This window comes from Actinorectispora metalli (assembly GCF_056323685.1).
Genome location: NZ_JBREYE010000001.1, coordinates 2,211,170 through 2,230,175, shown reverse-complemented (window position 1 = coordinate 2,230,175; position 19,006 = coordinate 2,211,170). Strand labels below are relative to the sequence as shown.

The window sequence follows — 19,006 nt, the reverse complement described above, 5'->3', positions numbered from 1 at the left end:
ATTCGGGCCCAACCACCGGGTCACCCCGTAAAAGCCCGGACCGTGGGCAATTCGGATGCTCAGGCACTCGATCATGCTCTCGGGTCGAGGGATTGCTGGGTTATGTACAAGGCTCCCCGGCCGGGTGGCCGGGGAGCCTTGTGTTTGCCGTTAGGTCACCAGTGTTGGTCGGTGGGTGCCTTGGCGTTCTTTTCCGCTTCGCGGAGACGGGGGATTTGGACGTCGTCGGGGGTTGCCGGCTTGTCCTCCGTGTCCTTGGGGAGCGGTTCGTCCTCCAGGCGGACTGGTTGGGGGCGACGGGAGAGGACCGCGTAGGCGGCCACTCCTGCTGCTCCTGCGAAGACGGCTAGGAGGAGGAAGAAGCGGCCTCGTTTGGGGCGGGGGCCCACGTTGAGGGTTTTTGCGAGGTCCTGGCGGGCCTTGCGGGTTTGCTTGCGGAGTTGCTTCTGGTGCTTGGCCAGCTGCTTGCGGGCGCGGCGGGTGGTCTTGCCCACCTCGGCGGCTCGGTCTTGGAGCAGGGTCTGGGAGGACTCCAGCTGGTCGGTCAGCCGCTCCTCGGCCCGGCGGGCCGCTCGGCGGGAAGCCTGGCCCGCGGCGGTGGCGCCCTCTCGGACCGCCCGGATGCCGGTCCCTACGGCGTGGCCCATCTTTTCGCCTGCCTGGGTCATGAGCTTTACCTCGTCCATGGGCTTTCTCCTCGGCCGCCCGTTCGGGCGGGTACGTGAACTGCCTCTGGCGTCTCCATCCTCCCCCTGCACGGTGGTTTTCGCTCAAGATGGCACGATGAACGAGTGACTGACAGCAACCAAGTGACCGCCACTCTGCACACGACGCAGGGCGATATCCGCATCAACCTGCTGCCGTTCCACGCGCCCAAGGCCGTCCGCAACTTCGTCGGGCTGGCGCAGGGCACCCAGGAGTACCAGGGCCCCAACGCCAAGGGCGAGGCCACCGGGCCCTATTACGACGGCTCGATCTTCCACCGGGTGATCAACGGCTTCATGATCCAGGGCGGCGACCCCACCGGCACCGGCCGCGGCGGACCGGGCTACAACTTCAACGACGAGTTCCACCCGGAGCTTCAGTTCAACAAGCCCTACCTGCTCGCGATGGCCAACCCCGGCCAACCGAACAGCAACGGCTCGCAGTTCTTCATCACGGTGGCCCCGACCCCGCACCTGAACTTCAAGCACACGATCTTCGGCGAGGTGGACGACCAGGAGTCGCGCAACGTCGTGGACGCCATCGCGCGCACCGCAACCGGTCCCGGTGACCGCCCGGTGAACGAGGTGGTCATCGAATCGATCACCGTCGAGACCGCCGAATCCTGAACTGCGTAGGTTGAACAGGTGAGTGTTCCACCGGACCTTCCGGCCTACGGCGGCCCGCCGACCGAGCTGACCTGCGCGCGACACCCGGACCGGGTGACCGGGCTGCGTTGTGTGCGCTGCGAGCGGCCCGCCTGTCCCGACTGCCTGCGTGAGGCGGCCGTCGGCTACCAGTGCGTGGACTGCGTGCACGAAGGCCAACGCGACACCCGGCGGGCGGTCACGGTCGCGGGCGCCGAACCCGCAAGGCCGCTCGTCACGCCGGTGCTGATCGTGATCAACCTGCTGGTCTACGCGTTGACAGCCGTGCAGGCGGGCAGTGCGCTCAACAACGATGCCTCCCGGTTCTTCGCCGAGTGGCTCCTGATGCCGGTTCTCGTCGCGGACGGTGAATGGGGACGGCTGCTCGGCAACGGGTTCCTGCACTACGGCCCGATCCACCTGCTGCTCAACATGTTCGCGCTGTGGGTGCTTGGCCGGGATCTGGAAACCGTGCTCGGCCGGGTCCGCTTCCTCTCGGTCTACCTGCTGTCGCTGTTCGGCGGCAGCGCCGCGGTGATGCTGTTCGAGAACCCGCTGGCCAGAACCGCGGGCGCGTCCGGCGGGGTGTTCGGTCTCATGGGCGGCATCGTCCTCGCCGCGCTGCGGCTGAAGGTCAGCCCGGGGCCCGCGCTCACGGTGATCGCGCTGAACCTGTTCATCAGCTTCACGATTCCGAACATCTCGCTGCTGGCCCACGTCGGCGGTCTGGTGATCGGCGCCATCGCGACCGGCGCGATGGTTTACGCGCCGCCGCGGCAGCGCAACCTGCTGCAGACCACGGCATCGGTCGGTCTGCTGTTCGCGCTGGCGGGTCTCATCGCGATCGCCGTGTCCAGGCTGTCGCCGTTTCTGGGCGGGTGATCAGCGGCTGATCAGGTGGAACGCAGCCTGGTCAGCTCGTCGGCGACATCCTCCGGATCGGCGCCGAGGTCCAGCCTGGTCAGCACGATGAGGTGCTCCGCGGGCTCGAAGGCGTCCAGTTCCAGCACCGCGACCTCACGGCCGAGCCTGCGGGTCCGCGCCACCCGGTGCTGGAGTTGACTCCAAGCCCAGCGGTGGGGGCCGCCAAGACCGCGGACCACTACGCCCTCGCTGTCCGCGGCCAGCCTCGGGCGGAACACACCGGCATGGCAGGACAGCGCACCCAGCAGCAGCGCACCCGCCCCCGCGAGCAGCCGGGCCCGCGGATCGTCGGTAAACACGAGCCAGGCGACCGCCGCGGCGGTCAGCACCCAGCCGGTCACCACGAAACCCATCTCGGGTGCCCACGATCGCGATTCCGCCACCTCGACCTCGCCTGACGCGTGAGGAGTTCGTAACAGGGTGTAGTTGCAGACTGCCAGATGGTGGGAAACCACCGATCAGGAGGCTGTAAAGCCTGTGGATAACTGAGGGCGGCTACCGGCGGCGCTTCGCTTACCAGCATCTATCCACAGAAGTTATCCCCAGTGGGGATGGCTTACACCTATGTAGTTCAGTCACGCTGCGTGGAACTTGCTGCACCTGTGGGAGACAACGCAAGCGGCCGACCGGGTATCGGTACACGCCAGGTAACCCTGGGTGAATTGCCCGAAACCCGGCCGCCGAATGCCGCTCGAAAACAGGTCAGCGCCACCGCATGGTCATCAGCAGGCCGGTGATCATCAAGGCGAAGCCGATGGCGAAGTTCCACGGCCCAAGCTCGTTGATGAAGTCGATCTTCTCGGCGGCGAGGTAGTACACGACGATCCAGGCGAGGCCGATCAGCAGCACGGCCAGCATCACGCCGACGTACAGCGGGTGGGAAGGGCCGATGCCCTTCACCTTCACCGGAGTCCGCTTGTCCGGCGGCGGCGTGTAGACGTCCTTCTTGCGGACCTTCGACTTCGGCATGGTGTCCTCGTTAAGACCGTGGATCGTGGCGAATGAAGTATGCCCTGTGGCCTGCCTCATGCCATACCTGTGCACAACGCAAAGCCCAAGGACACGTTAACGTAATCGATGCGGCTGGTTTTGCAGGAGCCCATTGGGCAAACTCTTCTCCGCAATCCTCCGCCGGAAGGAGCCGGTTGGTGCGCAGGCCGGATATCTGGCATCTCGCCGTGGTTCCCGTCTGTCTGCTCGCCGGATCGCTGTTCGCGGTCAGCCACAACGCCTCCGACGGCTATGACCTGCGCGGCGGCCGCACCACCGAGTTGAGCAGCCTGATCCGCGAGTCCGAATCCCGCGTCGGCGCTGCCGAGCAGCAGCTGGCCACGTTGCGCTCGGAACTGGAACGACTTGGTTCCGATGAGGCGGGATCCGACGCGGGCGTTCGCGCCCAACGCGACCGGGCGGGCACACTGGAATCCCCGGCGGGCCTGTCGGCGCTGCGCGGCCGCGGCGTGCGGGTCACGCTCACCGACGCGGGCCGGGGACCGGACGGCCGTTACCCGAGCGATGTGGAGCCCGATGCACTCGTGGTGCACCAGCAGGACGTGCAGAGCGTGCTGAACGCGTTGTGGCGGGGCGGTGCCGAAGCCGTGGCAGTGGCCGACCAGCGGTTGGTGAGCACCTCGGCGGTGCGCTGCATCGGCAACACACTGCTGCTACACGGCCGGACCTATTCTCCGCCCTACGTCATCACCGCCATCGGCAACGCCGAGCGCATGACCGCGGAACTGGACGCCGAGCCCGGGGTGCGTGTCTTCCGTCAGTACGTGAAGGCCTACGGTCTTGGCTACCGCGTGGAGCGGGACACGGATCTCAGGGTGCCGGGCTACACCGGAACATTGCGGCTGGAGAAGGTGCAGGAGGTGCCTCGGTGACACACGGCCAACCGCCAAGGGGTCGGCACCACTGGCGTCCGGAGGATGCCGGGCGGCAGGCAGGTGGTCCTCGGGCGGGCCGCGGCGGACCGCGGATCACGGAGGGGTTCGACCCCGCTCCCGTAGGCGCGCCGAAGCCGGGCTGGAACCTCCCGCCCGCACCCCGAGGGCAGGGCCAGCCGCCGCAGCCCTCGGAACAGACGACGCGGTTGCCGAGGGTGTCCGCCCAGCCGGGCAGCGAGGACTTCTACCGGCATCCCCGACACGCGCAGAACCCGCCGCCTCCGCCGGTGGAGCCGCCCGACGGCGAGGTGAGCCGGGCCGAGGAGCCCGCGCCCCCGCCGCGCAGGGAGCCCGGGCGCGCGGTGGTGCGTGCCTTCGGTGAGCTGCTCATCACCGCGGGGCTTGTGGTGCTGCTCTTCGTGGTCTACGAGGTCTACATCACCGACATGTTCTCCGCCGGTGAGCAGAAGCAGGCCACCTCCGCACTGGAAGACGAGTGGAGCAAGAATCCCGAGCGCGGCACGCACATCAGCGTGCCGGACGGCAAGGGCTTCGCGAAGCTCTACATCCCCTCCTTCGGCCCGGACTTCGTGTTCACCGTGCTGGAGGGCACCGACGACAAGACGCTGGCCGCCGGTCCCGGCCACTACAAGAAGAGCGCCTTCCCCGGCCAGCCGGGCAACTTCGCCGTCGCGGGCCACCGGGTGGGCAAAGGCTCCCCGTTCAACGACCTCGACCTGCTCGGCTCCTGCGACTCCATCCTGATCGAGACGCAAGTGAGCTGGTACGTCTACCGGGTGCTGCCGATGGCCGGCGAGGACAACGCCAAGGCGAGCAACCCGCGCTGCGCCGATCTGCCGGAGCTGACCGGGGACTACACCGGGTTGGCAGGCCAGGAGATCGTGCGGCCGAGCAACACCAGGGTGATCCTGCCGGTGCCGAACAAGCCGGACAGCAAGCTGACCGCCAACCAGCAGCTTCCGCTGCTCACGCTGACCACCTGCCACCCGCCCTTCTCCGCCAAGGAACGGCTGATCATCCACGGGGTCTTCACCAAGGAGTACCCGAAGGACCCGGCCAACCCGGACAAGCGGCCCGACGAGCTGACCGCCCCCTGAGGAGTTGGACATGTACGGCTGGATCTGGCGGCACCTGCCGGGCCCGACCGCGGTCAAGGTGATCGAGGCGCTGATCCTCGTCGCGGCCGTGGTGGGGCTGCTGTTCTTCTACGTCTTCCCCAAGCTCGAGCCGCTGCTGCCGTTCAACGACGTGACCACAGCCTCCTGAGCGCGAAACTCGCTGCCGCCCGGTGACCCGCGGCGGATAGGGTGGCCGGGTGCGGATCCTGGTCGTCGACAACTTCGACAGCTTCGTCTACAACCTCGTGCAGTACCTCGCCCAGCTCGGTGCCGACTGCGTGGTGCGGCGCAACGATGTCGTCGAGCCCAGCCTCCTGGACGAGGTGGACGGGGTGCTGGTCAGCCCCGGCCCCGGCACGCCGGAACGCGCAGGCCGCACCATGGAGATCATCTCGGCGGCGGCCGAGAAGCGCACGCCGCTGCTCGGCGTGTGCCTCGGCCACCAGGCCATCGGCGCCGTCTGGGGCGCGACCGTCGAACGCGCCCCCGAGCTGCTGCACGGCAAGACCAGCCAGGTGCTGCATTCCGGGGTCGGTGTGCTGGCGGGACTGCCCAATCCGTTCACCGCCACCCGCTACCACTCGCTGGCCGTCCGCGAGGACACCATTCCACTGGAGGCCTTCGAGATCACCGGCCACACCGAATCCGGGGTGGTGATGGGCATGCGGCACCGCGAGCTGCCTATCGAGGGTGTGCAGTTCCACCCGGAGTCGGTGCTCACCGAGGGCGGCCACCGGATGCTGGCCACCTGGCTGCGCGGCTGCGGCCTGGACGTGCCCGAGTCCACGGTCTTCGAACTGGAGAACGGCATGCGCCAGTTGGCCGCGGCGGCCGACCACCGCTAGCCGCTCGAGGCTCACCGGCGCGAGGCCGAGTGTGGCTGCGCACCGACTGCGCGAGCAGGCAGTCTGCCTGCGACCCTCGACCGGCTTGCCTCAGCCCGCGATGCGCAGCCGCATCGGGTGGGTGTCGTAGATGATCCGCAGGTGCGAGATCAGACCGGCCTCGGTCAGCTCGAGCACGTCGACACAGTCCCAGCTGGTCGGCTCGGCCGCGCTCAGCGTCCAGTGGTAGCGGAAATGCACCGCGGCCCTGCGCTCGTGGTCGGCCGAGAGGTAGAGGTCCATCGGCGTGATGGCGCAGCGCTGCGCGTCGGCGGCAAGCTGCGGGTAGAACTCCCGCGCCGGAATCCGGCCACACAGCGGTGAGCTCACCTGCCCGTCCGCGGCGAACAGCTCGAGCACACCGTTGACATCACCGGCGGCGAGCAGCCGCAGGTAACGCTGCGCCACGGCACGCAGTTCGTCGACGGCAACCTTCTCCACCCTTGCAGCCTAATCAACGCACCGCGGCCGCAACGCCGAGCGGGGCGCCGCCGGAAACCGGTGGCGCCCCGCTCGGCTGTGATCTGCCGGCGTCAGGTGATGTCCGGCACCTGGACCACCACGGTCTGGGTCTTGGCCAGCTGCGCGCCCGCCCTCGGGTTCTGGTCCTTGACCTTGCCGATCTCGTTGGCGTTCGTCGGGCGGATCTTCTCCACCCGGAACTCGCCGGTCCAGCCCATGGCCTTCAGTTCCTGCTCAGCATCATCCGGGTCCATACCCCGCAGGTCCGGCATGACCAGCGCGTCGCCCTTGGACACGCCCAGCGTGATGGTCGTGCCCTTCTTGGCCTTTTGGTTGCCTTGAGGAGACTGGGTGACAACGATGCCCTTTTCCTTCGGGGATTCGACATCGTTGCGGACGACCTTGAATCCCGCGTTGGTCAGGTTCCTGCTGGCCTGTTCGAAGGGCTGGTTGGTCACATCGGGGATCGAGATGAGGTCGGGGGCCTTGCCGATGGTGATCGACACCGCGGTGCCCTTGGCCACCGACGTGTCGGCGGAGGGGTCCTGGCCGACGACCTTGTCCACCTTGCCGCTGTCGTCGGTCTCCTCGGTTGCGGGTGCCCCGGAAGCCAGCTTCAACCCGAGGCGGTCCAGTTCCGCCTTCGCCTGGTCGACGGTCATGCCGGTCAGCGACGGCACGTTGACCTTGCCCGGTCCGGTGCCGATCGTCAGCTTGACGGTCTGCTCCGGCTCGACCTTGGTGCCCGCCGTCGGGTTCTGGGCGATGACCTTGCCGATCTTGTCCTCATCCGACGGTGCGTTCGCGATGTCCACCACGAGGCCCGCGTCGGTCAGCGTCTTCTGCGCCGCGGCCTTCTCCTGGTTCATCACGTTGGGCATGTCGAAGGCGCCGGTGCCGGAGAAGTTGGTCGCGATGTAGGCGGCGAGGGCCAGCACGGCGATGCAGAGCAGTACGACCAGCGCGATGACCCAGCCCCGTTTGCGGCGCGGCTCCTCGTAGGAATCCGCAGGCTGGTGCCGCTCGCCGACCAGCTGCGTTGCCGCGTCGGAGCCGAGCATGGAGGTGCGGTCGGCGTCGCTCATCACCATCGGGGCGACCGGTCGTTGCCCGGACAGCACCCGGACCAGGTCGGCGCGCATCTCGGCGGCCGACTGGTAGCGGTTCGCCGGGTTCTTGCTCATCGCCTTGAGGATCACCGCGTCCAGCGCGGCGGGCACGTTCTGGTTCAGGTCCGACGGGGTCGGCGGGTCCTCCCTGACGTGCTGGTAGGCCACCGCCACCGGGGAGTCACCGGTGAAGGGGGGCTCGCCGGTGAGCAGCTCGAACAACACGCAGCCCGACGCGTACACGTCGCTGCGCGCGTCGACCGCCTCACCGCGGGCCTGCTCGGGGGAGAGGTACTGGGCGGTGCCGATCACCGCGGCGGTCTGGGTGACCGCGGCCTGTCCGTCGGCCAGCGCGCGGGCGATGCCGAAGTCCATCACCTTCACCGCGCCGGTGCGGGTGATCATGATGTTGGCGGGCTTGACGTCGCGGTGGATGATGCCGTGCCGGTGGCTGAAGTCCAGTGCGGCGCTCGCGTCGGCCATCACCTCGATGGCCTGCGTCGGGTCCAGCGGGCCCTCGGACTTCACGATGTCGCGCAGCGTCCGCCCGTCCACGTACTCCATGACGATGTAGGGCAGCGGACCGTACTCGCTCTGGGTCTCGCCGGTGTCGTAGACCGCGACGATGGCCGGGTGGTTGAGGGCGGCGGCGTTCTGGGCCTCGCGGCGGAAGCGAATCTGGAACTGCGGGTCTCTGGCCAGGTCGGCGCGCAGCACCTTGACGGCAACGTCCCTGCCAAGACGGACGTCCCGGCCCTTGTGGACCTCGGACATCCCACCGTAGCCAAGCGTCTCACCGAGCTCGTAGCGGTTGGAGAGCAGCTTAGGAGTCGTCATTGGTGCGAGTTCCCGATTCTCATCAGTTGCGGTCCCATTCTGCCCTGTATGCGCCCACCAACGATGTACACGTTCCAGACGAGATAGCTTGCCGTACCGGTTGACAGGCCGGCCGAGGACACCGGTGCCAATCCCATCTCGCTCTGTCGAACATCGGCATCCCTAGCGGAAACCTGCCCGTGATCGCCAGAGCCCGCGGTGAAGCCGGTCGTTTCTCCCGGCGGCGGCGCGAGTCGCGAGCCCCACCGTTGCGTACCGCCGGAAACCGCGAGTTCGTTCAGCATGCTGCTCGCCGGAGCCTGGCCTTCCTGCCTGGACGGGGTCCGAGAACCGAATGCCTGCCGGACCCCGAGCAGGCCGAGCACAAGTATGACGAGGAGCAGCAGAGCGCCTAAGACCACCCACATGCCGGTCCGGTTGAACGACCGCGCCGCCTGTTGCTGGGGCGGGGGGAAGACCGGGGAGAGCCGGTTGGCGGTGCCCTGAATCGGGATCGCGGGCATCGGCAGCTGCGGTGACGGCGGGGTCTGCTGGCCGCCCATGGCGGGGTGACCCGGCGCGGGGGACACCGGGCGCAGGTTGGGCAGGGAGGACCGGCCGACCGGATCGCGGCGCCCCGGCCGCACCGCGGGCGTGCCCATCGGCGGGGTGTTGGCGTCCGGAGGGCCGGGCGGCACCGGCTGGGCGGGGCGCATGCCCACGGGCGCGAGCATGCCGGACGGGGTGGGCAGGGGCTGCATGGCGCGCACCGCGACGCAGGCGGCGGCGAACTCTCCGCCACTGCGGTAACGCTGTCGGGGGTCCTTCACCAAGGTGGCCTCGATCAGCGCGCGGATACCGGGCGGAATCTCCTGCGGCAGCGGCGGCGGAGGTTGGCGGATGTGCATCATCGCCACCGTGACCGCGTTCTCCGACAGGAACGGCCGGTGCCCGACCAGGCATTCGTAGCCGACAACGGCGAGAGAGTAGACATCGCTCGCCGGTTCCGCGTCGTGCCCGGTGGCCTGCTCGGGGGCGATGTAGTGCGCGGTCCCCATGACCACCCCGGACCGGGTGACGGGTGCCGCGTCGGCCGCCTTGGCGATGCCGAAGTCGGTCAGCTTGACCTTGCCGTTCGAGGTCACCAGCACGTTGCCGGGTTTGACATCGCGGTGCACCAGCCCGCGCTCGTGGGCGGCCTGCAACGCGTTGCCCGCCTGCTCCAGCACGTCCAGCGTCTGCTCGGGGCTGATCCGGCCCTGCCGCTGCAGGATGGCGGCCAGCGGCTCGCCGTTGACCAGTTCCATGACCAGGTACGCGGTGTCCTGCACGCCGCCGGGTACCGCGGCGGTCTCGCCGTAGTCGTGCACCGCCGCCACGTTCGGGTGATTCAGCGAGGCGGTCATCCGCGCCTCGGTGCGGAACCGGTGCAGGAACTCCGCGTTGCCGCAGAGCTCCGGTTTGAGCAGCTTCACCGCGACCTTGCGGTCCAGCCTGACGTCCGAGGCCTCCCATACCTCGCCCATGCCGCCCACCGCGATGCGCCGGTCCAGGCGGTAGCGCTCGGCCAGAACCTGGCCGGGGGCGAACATGGCTCAGCCACCCCCCTGCAGAGCGGCTTGGATGACGGCGCGGCCGATCGGGGCGGCCTTGGAGCCGCCGGTGGCCTCCAGCGAGCGGTCGCCACCGTCCTCGACCAGCACCGCGACCGCGATCTCCGGGTTGTCCGCCGGCGCGAAGGCCACGTACCAGGCGTGCGGCGGGGTCTCCTTGGGGCGGGCGCCGTGTTCGGCGGTGCCGGTCTTGGATGCGATCACCACGCCGGGGATCTTGCCGCCGCCCTGGGTGCGCTCCTCGGAGGCGATCATCATTTCCTTGAGCGTGGTCGCCGTGGCGGTGGACATCGCCCGGTCAAGCTCGTCCGTGCCCGTCTCATCGATGGGCGAGAGTCCACTCGGGCCCAGGATGGACTTGACCAGGTACGGCTTCATGCGCTCACCACCGTTGGCGATGGTGGCCACCATCATGGCGTTCTGCAACGGGGTCAGGGCGACATCACGTTGTCCGATGCCGCTCTGGTACAGCGCCGCGTCGCCGGGGATATCACCGAGTGTCGAACGGGTGACCTTGAGCGGAATGGTGAGTTCCTCGGTGCCGATGCCCATCTTCTCCGACATCGACCGCAGCTTGTCCTCGCCGACCTTGCCCGCGAGTTCGGCGAAGGCGGTGTTGCAGGAGCGGGCCAGCGACTCGATCAGGGAAGCGGTTGCGGCGCCGCCGCACGGGTTGCGGTTGAAGTTCTCCAGCTTGTTCGTCGACCCCGGCAGCGTGATCTCCGGCGCGGCGGTGAGCTGGGTGTCCTTGGTCATGCCGTCTTCCAGCGCCGCCGCGGCCACGATCAGCTTGAAGGTGGACCCAGGCGGGTAGATCTCCTGGGTCGCGCGGTTGCGCATCGGCTTGCCCGCGCTGCCGTTCAGCTCCTTCCACGCCTTGTTGGCCGTGGTGAAGTCGTGCGCGGCCAGCGTGTTGGGGTCGAAGGACGGGGTGCTGACCATGGCCAGGATCTCGCCGGTCTTCGGCTTGATCGCGACCACCGAACCGGTGTAACCGCGGGAGGTGAGCTGGTCGTAGGCGACCTGCTGGACGCGCGGGTTGATGGTGGTGACCACGTGCCCGCCCCGGCGGTCCCGACCGGTGATCAGGTCGGACAGCCTGCGCACGAACAGTCGGATGTCGGACCCGTTGAGCACGTCGTCCTGGGCCTTCTCCAGGCCGTCCGACCCGTGGTGCACCGAGTAGTAGCCGGTCACCGGCGCGTACACCGGGCCAGCCGCGTACGAGCGCTGGAACGCCAGCCGGTCGTTGGTCGGGGTGCTGCTGGCGATCAGCACGCCCTGGTCGCTGGAGAGGATCTTCCCGCGCTCGCGGGCGTACTCCTCCAGCAGGACGCGCTTGTTCCGGTTGTCGTTGCGGTACTCGTCGGCCTTGAAGACGTTGATGTAGGTGACGTTGGCCAGCAACAACACGATCATCGTCATGACGGCGAGCGCGACTCGGCGCAGCGGGGTGTTCATCGCGGGCGCTCCACAAGTTCGGTGTGTGCCTCGGCGATGGGCGGCTGGGGTGTCTTGGGCCGCACCGAGTTCGCCGGTCGCCGGGCCGCGTCGGAGATCCGCAGCAGCAGGGCGATCAAGGCGTAGTTGGCGACCAGCGATGAGCCGCCGTAGGACAGGAACGGCGCGGTCAGGCCGGTGAGCGGGATCAGGTTGGTGACGCCGCCGACGACCACGAACACCTGCAACGCGATGACGAAGGACAGGCCCGCCGCCAGCAGCTTGCCGAAGGTGTCCCGGACCGCGAGCGCGCTGCGCATGCCGCGGGTGGCCAGCAGCAGGTACATCATCAGCACCGCGGCCAGCCCGACGACGCCGAGTTCCTCGGCGATCGCCGCGGTGATGAAGTCGGTGGCCGCCGCGGGCACGATGTCCGGGCGCCCGTTGCCCAGCCCGGAGCCGCCGAAGCCGCCGGTGGCGATGCTGAACAGGCCCTGCATGGTCTGGAAGCCGCCGCCGACCTTGTCGTAGGTGCTGCTGGGGTCCAGCCAGTTCTGCACGCGCCGCTGCACGTGGGAGAACAGCTGGTAGGCGATGAGGCAGCCGCCGATGAACAGCGTGCCACCGAGGATCAGCCAGGCCGCCCGCTCGGTGGCGATGTAGAGCATCACCAGCATCACGCCGAAGAACAGCAGCGAGGTGCCGAGGTCCTTCTCCAGCACGAGCACGCCGACGCACAGCGCCCAGGCGGCGAGCACCGGGCCGAGGTCACGGGCCCGCGGCAGGTCCATGCCGAACACCCGGCGTCCCGCGGCCATGAACAGGTCGCGTTTGGACACCAGGAACGAGGAGAAGAAGACCATCAGCAGGATCTTGGCGAACTCGCCGGGCTGGATCGCGAAGAAGCCGAACTTCAGCCAGATCTTCGCACCGCCCGCCTCGGACAGGCTGGACGGCAGCACACCGGGCAGCGCCAGCGCGGCCAGCCCGACGAAGCCGCAGGTGTAGCCGTAGCGGGCCAGCATCCGGTGGTCTCGCACCAACACCAGCACCGTGACGAAGAACAGCAGCCCGATGGTGGTCCAGGCGATCTGCTTGGGGGCCAGCGCGAAGGCCTGCTCGCCCAGCCTGGTGGCCTCCTCGGCCTCGGCGAGGTCCAGCCGGTGGATCATCACCAGGCCGAGGCCGTTGATCAACGCCGCGCAGGGCAGGATCAGCGGGTCGGCATAGGGCGCCCAGCGCCGCACCGCGAAGTGCGCGCCCGCGAACAGCGCCAGGTAGGCCAGCCCGTAGTAGAGCAGCTGCCTGGTCAGCTCCTGCTCCTGGTTGATCTCCACCAGCATGATCGCCCCGGTCACCAGGACCGCGGCGAAGGCCAACAGGGCAAGCTCGGTACCCCGGCGGGTGGGCACCTCTGGCGCGGGCACCGGGGAAGAGACAGCGCCGGTGGCCGGTGCCGTCATCAGCTCACCTTCCGGCAGTCCACACCGGGCTGCTGCGGGCGCGACGGCGTCGGCTGTACCGATGTCGGGTTCTGGGCGTTCGGGTCACCGGGCGGTGGCTCAGGCGGCGGCGCGGGCGTCGTGGTGGTCTGGCCCTCCTGCTGGCACAGCGGCAGCAGTTGGTTGGTGCGTAGCATCACGATGGTCGCCTCGGCCTGGTCCCTGCCCTCCGGGGTCTCGATGCCCCGACGGACGTTCTCCCTGGCCAACGGCTTGAGGTCGTTGAGGGTGATGTGCTCGCACTCGGTGTCCGCCTTGCAGGACCCCTGCACCTGCCGGTGCAGCGGGATGCCCAGCGCGGTACCTCGCACACCTTGGAATACGGCGACCTCGCCCTCGTCGTTCGCGCCGACGTAGTACTGGCGCATCACGAGTTCCCAGCCGACGATCGCGCCGCCGACCAGCATCGCGATGATGCCGAGCAGGAACACCGCGGTCAGCACCTTGCGCTTGCGGGAGCGCGGCGGCTTCCCCGGCGGTGGTGCGGGCGGCGGCGCGGGCTGCGGCCGCGGCCGGGTGGTCGCCGAGGCGCGGGCTGCCGCGGAGTCCGGCTGGGGCTCCTCGCTGCCGTCACCCGCGGCGCCACCGACGATCGGCGCGTCCTCGCCGTAGTCGATGTCCACCACATCGGCGACGATCACCGTCACGTTGTCCGGCCCGCCACCCTTGAGCGCGAGCTCGATCAGCCGGTCGGCGCAGGCCTGCGGATCGGGGATGCGCATCGCCTCGGTCAGCGTCTCGTGGCTGACCACCCCGGACAGGCCGTCGGAGCAGAGCAGGTACCGGTCGCCCGGCCTGGCCTCCCTGATCGCCAGGCTGGGCTCGACGTCGTGCCCGGTGAGCGCTCTCAGCAGAAAGGAGCGGTGCGGGTGGGTCGCGGCCTCCTCGGGCGTGATCCGGCCCTCGTCGATCAGCGACTGCACCACGGTGTCGTCGTGGGTGATCTGGTTGAGCGCGGCGTCACGCAACAGGTAGGCACGCGAGTCACCCACATGCACCAGCCCGAGGCGGCTGCCCGCGAAGAGCACCCCGGTGACCGTGGTGCCCATCCCGTCCAGGTCGGGGTCGGCCGCCACCAGTTCCGCGATGGCCGAGTTGCCTGCCAGCACCGCTTCCCGCAGCTGGCCGAGTAGATCCTCGCCGGGTTCATCGTCATCGAGCGGGGCCAGCGCGGCGATCATGACCTTGGAGGCCACCTCGCCCGCGGCGTGGCCGCCCATGCCGTCGGCGATAGCAAGCAGCCGCGGACCGGCGTAGACGGAGTCCTGGTTGTTGGATCGAACCAGGCCCCTGTCACTGCGGGCGGCGTATCTGAGGACCAAGGTCATGAGCGCAGCTCGATCACCGTCTTACCAATGCGGATCGGGACTCCGAGCGAGACGCGGGTGGGAGCCGTGACCTTCGCTCGGTCGAGGTAGGTGCCGTTCGTCGAGCCTAGATCTTCCACGTACCAATCGGTACCACGCAGCGAGATGCGCGCGTGCCTGGTAGATGCGTAGTCGTCGTCGAGCACCAGCGTTGAATCGTCGGCCCTGCCGATGAGGATCGGCCTGCCGTCCAGCGTGATCCGGGTGCCCGCCAGCGCGCCGTGGGTGACCACGAGTTGGCGGGCGGACTTACCGCGTACCTTGCCCGGCCGGGAGCCCGTGAAGGCCACCCGCAGACCGGACGCGGCGTACAGATCGGACCGGACAACGCGCAAAGCGGCCAGCACGAACAACCAGAGCAGGGCGAGAAACCCTGCTCTGGTCAACTGCAAGATCAGCTCTGGCACGTGTGAGGACCGCCCCTGTCGTCTTTCTCGCCTCCAGATCGACCGTCCGACTCAGCCGTGCAGCCGGAACGTCAGGCTGGAGTGGCCGATCCGGATCACATCGCCGTCCACCAGCTGCCACTGCTGGACGGGGTTGTTGTTCACGGTCGTGCCGTTGGTGGAGCCCAGGTCCGAAAGCATGGCATTGCGGCCATCCCAGCTGATCTCCAGGTGCCGCCGCGACACGCCGGTGTCGGGAAGGCGGAAGTTCGCCTCCTGCCCGCGGCCGACGACGTTGTTGCCCTGCTGAAGGTTGTAGGACCGGTTCGAGCCGTCCTCCAGCACCAACGTCGGGTTGACCGCGGCCTGCTGGCCGTAGCCGCCCTGGTCGTAACCCTGGTCGTAGCCCTGCTGGGGGTAGCCGCCCTGCTGCGGCTGGCCGTACTGGTCGTAACCGGGCTGCTGGGCGTAGCCCTGGTCATACCCCTGCTGTTGCTGGCCATAACCCTGGTCGTAGCCGGGCTGCTGCTGGCCGTACCCCTGGTCGTAGCCGGGCTGGGCGTAGCCACCCTGCTGCGGCTGCTGCTGGCCGTACCCCTGGTCGTACCCCGGCTGCTGCGGCTGACCGTACCCGGGCGTCGGTGCTCCGTAGCCCTGTTGGTCGTATCCGCCGTATTGGCCGCCGCCGTAGTTCGGATCCCCTCCGTACTGGCCTTGACCGTAACCTTGCTGGCCCTGCTGTCCCTGCTGCTGCCCGTAGGGGTCGCTTGGAGGGTAGTGGCCGGGTGGCTGGCTCATGGGTCGGTCTCCTGCAGTGCGATGTGGTGCTCTCCCCTGACCCGGTTTCACGTCCGGGTCGACGGTCGAGCTGATACGGATCTGTCCGGTGTGCAGCGTCTCAGAGCGTGCCAGTGAGACTACGACGTCACCATAGGTATCCCACCCCTGCTCCTGCAGATGCTCCCGTACACACTCGGAGAGCAGGTGAGTTATCCGCTGTTCGTCGCCTTCTGCCAGGTGCTCGTGATCGGCGGGTGCGAGGACCACTTCGTAGTAGTTCGGTGCCAGCAGCCTGCCGCCCGCGAGTTCCCGGATGTGTATCTCGGCCTCGCGTTGCAGCCGCTGCGCCACCTCCTGCTTGACCACCGTTCCGCCGAACACCCGCGCGAAGGTGTTGCCCACGATGCCCTCGAGCCGACGCTCGAAGCGCTCGACGACTCCCACGGCTACCTCCACACGAATGACTCCCCTCCGATCGTATCGATCCGGAGGGGCCCCTACACGGCCGAAGCCCAACCCCATGCATACCCGCACTTGATAGGACGCACGAGCACAAGCCGGGTGGCCCCCTGAAAACCACTCTCCCGCCCGTGTTAGTCTTTCGCAGCCTCGTTCGGCGGTGCCGAACGACACCACTCTGGGCGAGTGGCGGAATGGCAGACGCGCACGGTTCAGGTCCGTGTGTCCGTAAGGACGTGAGGGTTCAACTCCCTCCTCGCCCACGTAAGCCTCTGGCCGACCCTGCTCGTTGCTTCGCAACTTCGCCGGGTCGGCTTAGATTATTTTGGGGGGCCGAGCCCCCCAAACCCCCACGGTGCGAGCTCTCGCCTTCCAGCGTGGTTACTTCTTCTGACACCAGCACGGTTCTGGTTGTCGTTTTGTTGTGATTCATTTCTCCCGGCTGGTGCTGTCGGATCTTCGTTGCGTGGGTGGCAGTTTCGCGTTGGCGTTGCGCTCGGTGTTGTGTTGGGGGCGGGCGTCGGGGAGGTGGGTTGTGGGGTTGTTGACCGTTCAGCTTTAGCGCTCACACGGATGGCCGTATTGCCGGGCAGAAGTCCGGTGACCGCTCGCCGACCGGTTATCGATCGCAAGGTGCCGTCGGTCGCAGCGTTGCCGAATGGTGGACGGCTTGGGCGATTTGAGCTGGTAGCCACTAGGGAGCACCAACTCGTTCGCCAGGAGTCGTCATGGTGGCTGGGCCGCCGTGATGAGCAGGGGAGGGGAGGAAGCACGTGAGCCAGACAACCGGGCCTACCGCGGTTCAGGGGGCATCGCGGTCGGCGGCAGGCGCGGCGCAGGGGCAGATTCAGCTGCCCGCGCCGCCCGAGCTGCTTGCCGGACAGGCCGTCAAGAAAATGGGGTGGGCGGGCACCGTCCTGCCGCCGATGAATCTGCTTGGGCGCCGGGTCGCGGTGGTCGCCGAGTTGATTCCGGAAGTACACGCCGAGCGGCTGTGCCACCAGCAGATCCCGATGACCGACCGCACCACGGTGGCCACCTGGGTGTGGCCCGAGTTTGTGGGGAAGGTGCCGCCGCCCGCGGTGCGGATCACCGGTGTGGTCATGCCCGGCAGGCACTGGCGCACCGCGCTGGCCGCGGTGGTGCCCTTCGCCCGATTCACCAACACGGCGCTGGTGCTGCCCTCGCAGGTCACCGGCACCGATGACTTCCTCGGCAACTGCATCGCGCGGGCCAGGCAGTACGGCGTCTCGATCCTCAGCGCGGGCCCGCGGGGCGAACTGGAGCTGTCGCTGTCCGGTCGGATCACCACCGACGCGTTGACCACCGACACCGCGCCGACCAGGCTGGCCAACGAGCAGGTCTACGAACGGCTCATCGCCGCGCTGCCCAAGCTGGGCTGAGCGCCCAAGCGCCCTGAGCCTGCCGGGGACGACCCCTCCTTTCCCGGCAGGCTCTCCTCAGCCCGGCGCGCCGAAAACGCGGTCGGTGTAGGGGTTGCGGAACCGGCCCGCTGGGTCGAGTTCGGCGCGCAGCCGCTGGAAGTCGGCGAACCTGGGGTAACGCTCGGCCAGTTCGCCGGCACCCAGCGAATGCAGCTTCCCCCAGTGCGGGCGCCCGCCCGCCGCCGCACAGATTCGCGCCACCACGTCGAACCACTCGCGGTAGGGCATGCCGATGAACTGGTGCGCGGCGATGTAGGCCGTCTCCCGCTCGTAGGCGGTGGACAGCCAGATGTCATCGGGCGCGGCCACCCGCACCTCGACCGGGAACATCACCGGGTCCCGCAACAGCGGCACCGCGGCCTTCAACTCGGCGAGCACCTCGCGGACGGCGGGCCGGGGTATCGCCCACTCGGTTTCCACGAAGCGCACGTTCCGCTGGGTGACGAAGACCCGGTGCGAGCGGTCGCTGTAGCCGCGTTCCGACAGCACCTTGCTGGACAGCCGGTTCAGCCCGGCCACCGTGCCGGGCGCGGCCCGTCCGATCCGGCACAGCAGTCCGAACAGGCGGTTCTCCACAAGCTCGTACTCGAACCAGCGGCGGGCCGGGTGCAGCGGCCGCGGCCGCTCGCCCGCGGGCAGCCGGTTGTTCAGCTTGACCAGCGCCTGGTCGCCGTAGGGGAACCAGTAGAACTCGAAGTGGTCGTTGGCCGCGGCCAACGCGTCGAACTCCGCCACCACCCGCGTCATCGACATCGGGCGCTCGACCGCGGCCAGGGCGAAGGCAGGCACGCAGCGCAGTGTCACCGTGGAAATGACGCCCAGGGCGCCGAGGCTGAGCTGGGCGGCCTTGAACAACGCGGGCCGCTCGGTTTCCGAACAGGCGACCACCGAACCGTCGGCGAGCACCAGCTCAAGGGCCGCCACCTGGGTGGCCAAGCCGCCCAGCCGGGCGCCGGTGCCGTGGGTGCCGGTGGAGATCGCACCCGAGATGGTCTGCCGGTCGATATCGCCGAGGTTGGCCATGGCCAGGCCGAGTGCGTCGAGTTCGGCGTTCAACCGGTGCAGCGGGGTGCCCGCGCGAACCGTCACCAACCCGGTGTCCGTATCGGCGTGCACCACGCCCGACCAGCGGGACAGGTCGACCGCGACGCCGTCGGTCACCGCGGCAGGCGTGAAGGAGTGGCCGCTGCCCACCGCGCGGACCGGGAGGTTGTCCGCGGCGGCCGCGGCGAGGACCGCGGAGATCTCGGCGACGCTCTCCGGCCGGGCGACCCTGGTGGGCATGGCGGCGGCCGTGCGCGCCCAGTTCGTCCAAGTCGCTGTGGCAGATCGGGTCACGGCCACCTTCCCCTGACGTCGAGGCCCCATCTCTACCAGGCAGGCGGCGACGGGTCTCCACACGGTTGCAACCGGGACAAATTAAGTGAATTTCCTTCATTTTGGAA

The 19,006-nt window shown here is 68.6% G+C and carries 19 protein-coding genes and 1 tRNA gene; 8 read left to right on the top strand and 12 right to left on the bottom strand.

Annotated elements, in window-relative coordinates:
* Nucleotides 1–155: 155 nt before the first annotated feature.
* Entirely contained in the window at nt 156–686 is a 531-nt protein-coding gene (locus ACU6XJ_RS10435; protein WP_476309106.1) for a hypothetical protein, read from the bottom strand.
* A 105-nt stretch (nt 687–791) separates the two neighbouring features.
* Here ACU6XJ_RS10435 and ACU6XJ_RS10430 point away from each other — a divergent pair, with 105 nt between their 5' ends.
* Nucleotides 792–1,331 (top strand): peptidylprolyl isomerase, encoded by a 540-nt coding sequence (locus ACU6XJ_RS10430; protein WP_476309103.1) that lies wholly within the window; start codon nt 792–794, stop codon nt 1,329–1,331.
* Nucleotides 1,332–1,349: 18 nt separating this feature from the next.
* Complete coding sequence (locus ACU6XJ_RS10425; RefSeq protein ID WP_476309101.1) at nt 1,350–2,231, top strand: rhomboid family intramembrane serine protease; 882 nt, start codon at nt 1,350–1,352, stop codon at nt 2,229–2,231.
* Between the two features lie 11 nt (nt 2,232–2,242).
* On the opposite strand, the gene ACU6XJ_RS10420 is transcribed toward ACU6XJ_RS10425, so the two are convergent.
* Both ACU6XJ_RS10420 and crgA read right to left on the bottom strand, forming a co-directional pair.
* Nucleotides 2,243–2,656 (bottom strand): PH domain-containing protein, encoded by a 414-nt coding sequence (locus ACU6XJ_RS10420; protein ID WP_476309098.1) that lies wholly within the window; start codon nt 2,654–2,656, stop codon nt 2,243–2,245.
* 319 nt (nt 2,657–2,975) lie between these two features.
* Nucleotides 2,976–3,242 (bottom strand): cell division protein CrgA, encoded by a 267-nt coding sequence (crgA, locus tag ACU6XJ_RS10415; RefSeq protein ID WP_476309094.1) that lies wholly within the window; start codon nt 3,240–3,242, stop codon nt 2,976–2,978.
* 179 nt (nt 3,243–3,421) lie between these two features.
* Between crgA and ACU6XJ_RS10410 the strand changes: the two genes are divergently transcribed.
* The 4 genes from ACU6XJ_RS10410 to ACU6XJ_RS10395 are packed head-to-tail and all read left to right on the top strand — an operon-like array spanning nt 3,422 to nt 6,143.
* A complete protein-coding gene (locus ACU6XJ_RS10410; RefSeq protein ID WP_476309092.1) occupies nt 3,422–4,156 on the top strand; it encodes a DUF881 domain-containing protein in 735 nt (244 codons plus the stop codon).
* Entirely contained in the window at nt 4,153–5,277 is a 1,125-nt protein-coding gene (locus ACU6XJ_RS10405) for a class E sortase (RefSeq protein ID WP_476309089.1), read from the top strand. The genes ACU6XJ_RS10410 and ACU6XJ_RS10405 overlap by 4 nt, the downstream gene beginning before the upstream one ends.
* Before the next feature lie 10 nt (nt 5,278–5,287).
* Nucleotides 5,288–5,446: a hypothetical protein gene (locus tag ACU6XJ_RS10400; protein ID WP_476309087.1), complete on the top strand. Its 159-nt coding sequence runs from the start codon at nt 5,288–5,290 to the stop codon at nt 5,444–5,446.
* Nucleotides 5,447–5,495: 49 nt separating this feature from the next.
* Nucleotides 5,496–6,143: an aminodeoxychorismate/anthranilate synthase component II gene (locus tag ACU6XJ_RS10395; RefSeq protein WP_476309084.1), complete on the top strand. Its 648-nt coding sequence runs from the start codon at nt 5,496–5,498 to the stop codon at nt 6,141–6,143.
* A gap of 90 nt (nt 6,144–6,233) precedes the next feature.
* On the opposite strand, the gene ACU6XJ_RS10390 is transcribed toward ACU6XJ_RS10395, so the two are convergent.
* The 8 genes from ACU6XJ_RS10390 to ACU6XJ_RS10355 all read right to left on the bottom strand — a co-directional run bounded on the left by ACU6XJ_RS10390 (nt 6,234) and on the right by ACU6XJ_RS10355 (nt 16,101).
* Nucleotides 6,234–6,623: a nuclear transport factor 2 family protein gene (locus tag ACU6XJ_RS10390; RefSeq protein WP_476309082.1), complete on the bottom strand. Its 390-nt coding sequence runs from the start codon at nt 6,621–6,623 to the stop codon at nt 6,234–6,236.
* 92 nt (nt 6,624–6,715) lie between these two features.
* Entirely contained in the window at nt 6,716–8,590 is a 1,875-nt protein-coding gene (gene pknB / locus ACU6XJ_RS10385) for a Stk1 family PASTA domain-containing Ser/Thr kinase (RefSeq protein ID WP_476309079.1), read from the bottom strand.
* Nucleotides 8,587–10,161, bottom strand: coding sequence for a serine/threonine-protein kinase (locus ACU6XJ_RS10380; RefSeq protein ID WP_476309076.1), 1,575 nt, complete (start codon nt 10,159–10,161; stop codon nt 8,587–8,589). Before ACU6XJ_RS10380 ends, pknB begins: the two co-directional genes overlap by 4 nt.
* Before the next feature lie 3 nt (nt 10,162–10,164).
* Complete coding sequence (locus ACU6XJ_RS10375; RefSeq protein ID WP_476309074.1) at nt 10,165–11,643, bottom strand: peptidoglycan D,D-transpeptidase FtsI family protein; 1,479 nt, start codon at nt 11,641–11,643, stop codon at nt 10,165–10,167.
* The gene (locus ACU6XJ_RS10370) at nt 11,640–13,085 is read right to left on the bottom strand and encodes an FtsW/RodA/SpoVE family cell cycle protein (RefSeq protein WP_476309071.1); all 1,446 of its coding nucleotides are present in this window, start codon (nt 13,083–13,085) and stop codon (nt 11,640–11,642) included. The genes ACU6XJ_RS10375 and ACU6XJ_RS10370 overlap by 4 nt, the downstream gene beginning before the upstream one ends.
* Nucleotides 13,085–14,452 (bottom strand): PP2C family protein-serine/threonine phosphatase, encoded by a 1,368-nt coding sequence (locus ACU6XJ_RS10365; protein ID WP_476309068.1) that lies wholly within the window; start codon nt 14,450–14,452, stop codon nt 13,085–13,087. The genes ACU6XJ_RS10370 and ACU6XJ_RS10365 overlap by 1 nt, the downstream gene beginning before the upstream one ends.
* Nucleotides 14,449–14,898, bottom strand: coding sequence for an FHA domain-containing protein FhaB/FipA (locus ACU6XJ_RS10360; RefSeq protein ID WP_476309066.1), 450 nt, complete (start codon nt 14,896–14,898; stop codon nt 14,449–14,451). The genes ACU6XJ_RS10365 and ACU6XJ_RS10360 overlap by 4 nt, the downstream gene beginning before the upstream one ends.
* A 51-nt stretch (nt 14,899–14,949) precedes the next feature.
* Nucleotides 14,950–16,101, bottom strand: coding sequence for a DUF3662 and FHA domain-containing protein (locus tag ACU6XJ_RS10355; RefSeq protein ID WP_476309063.1), 1,152 nt, complete (start codon nt 16,099–16,101; stop codon nt 14,950–14,952).
* A gap of 195 nt (nt 16,102–16,296) precedes the next feature.
* On the opposite strand from ACU6XJ_RS10355, the gene ACU6XJ_RS10350 reads away from it, so the two are divergent.
* Nucleotides 16,297–16,379, top strand: a tRNA-Leu gene (locus ACU6XJ_RS10350).
* Nucleotides 16,380–16,889: 510 nt separating this feature from the next.
* Nucleotides 16,890–17,519 carry a hypothetical protein gene (locus ACU6XJ_RS10345; protein ID WP_476309060.1) on the top strand — a complete coding sequence of 210 codons (630 nt, stop codon included), beginning with the start codon at nt 16,890–16,892 and terminating at the stop codon, nt 17,517–17,519.
* 57 nt (nt 17,520–17,576) lie between these two features.
* Here the strand turns inward: ACU6XJ_RS10345 and ACU6XJ_RS10340 are convergent, their stop codons facing one another.
* Nucleotides 17,577–18,899, bottom strand: a complete 1,323-nt coding sequence (locus ACU6XJ_RS10340) for a D-arabinono-1,4-lactone oxidase (protein ID WP_476309057.1) — start codon at nt 18,897–18,899, stop codon at nt 17,577–17,579.
* Between the last annotated feature and the right edge of the window lie 107 nt (nt 18,900–19,006).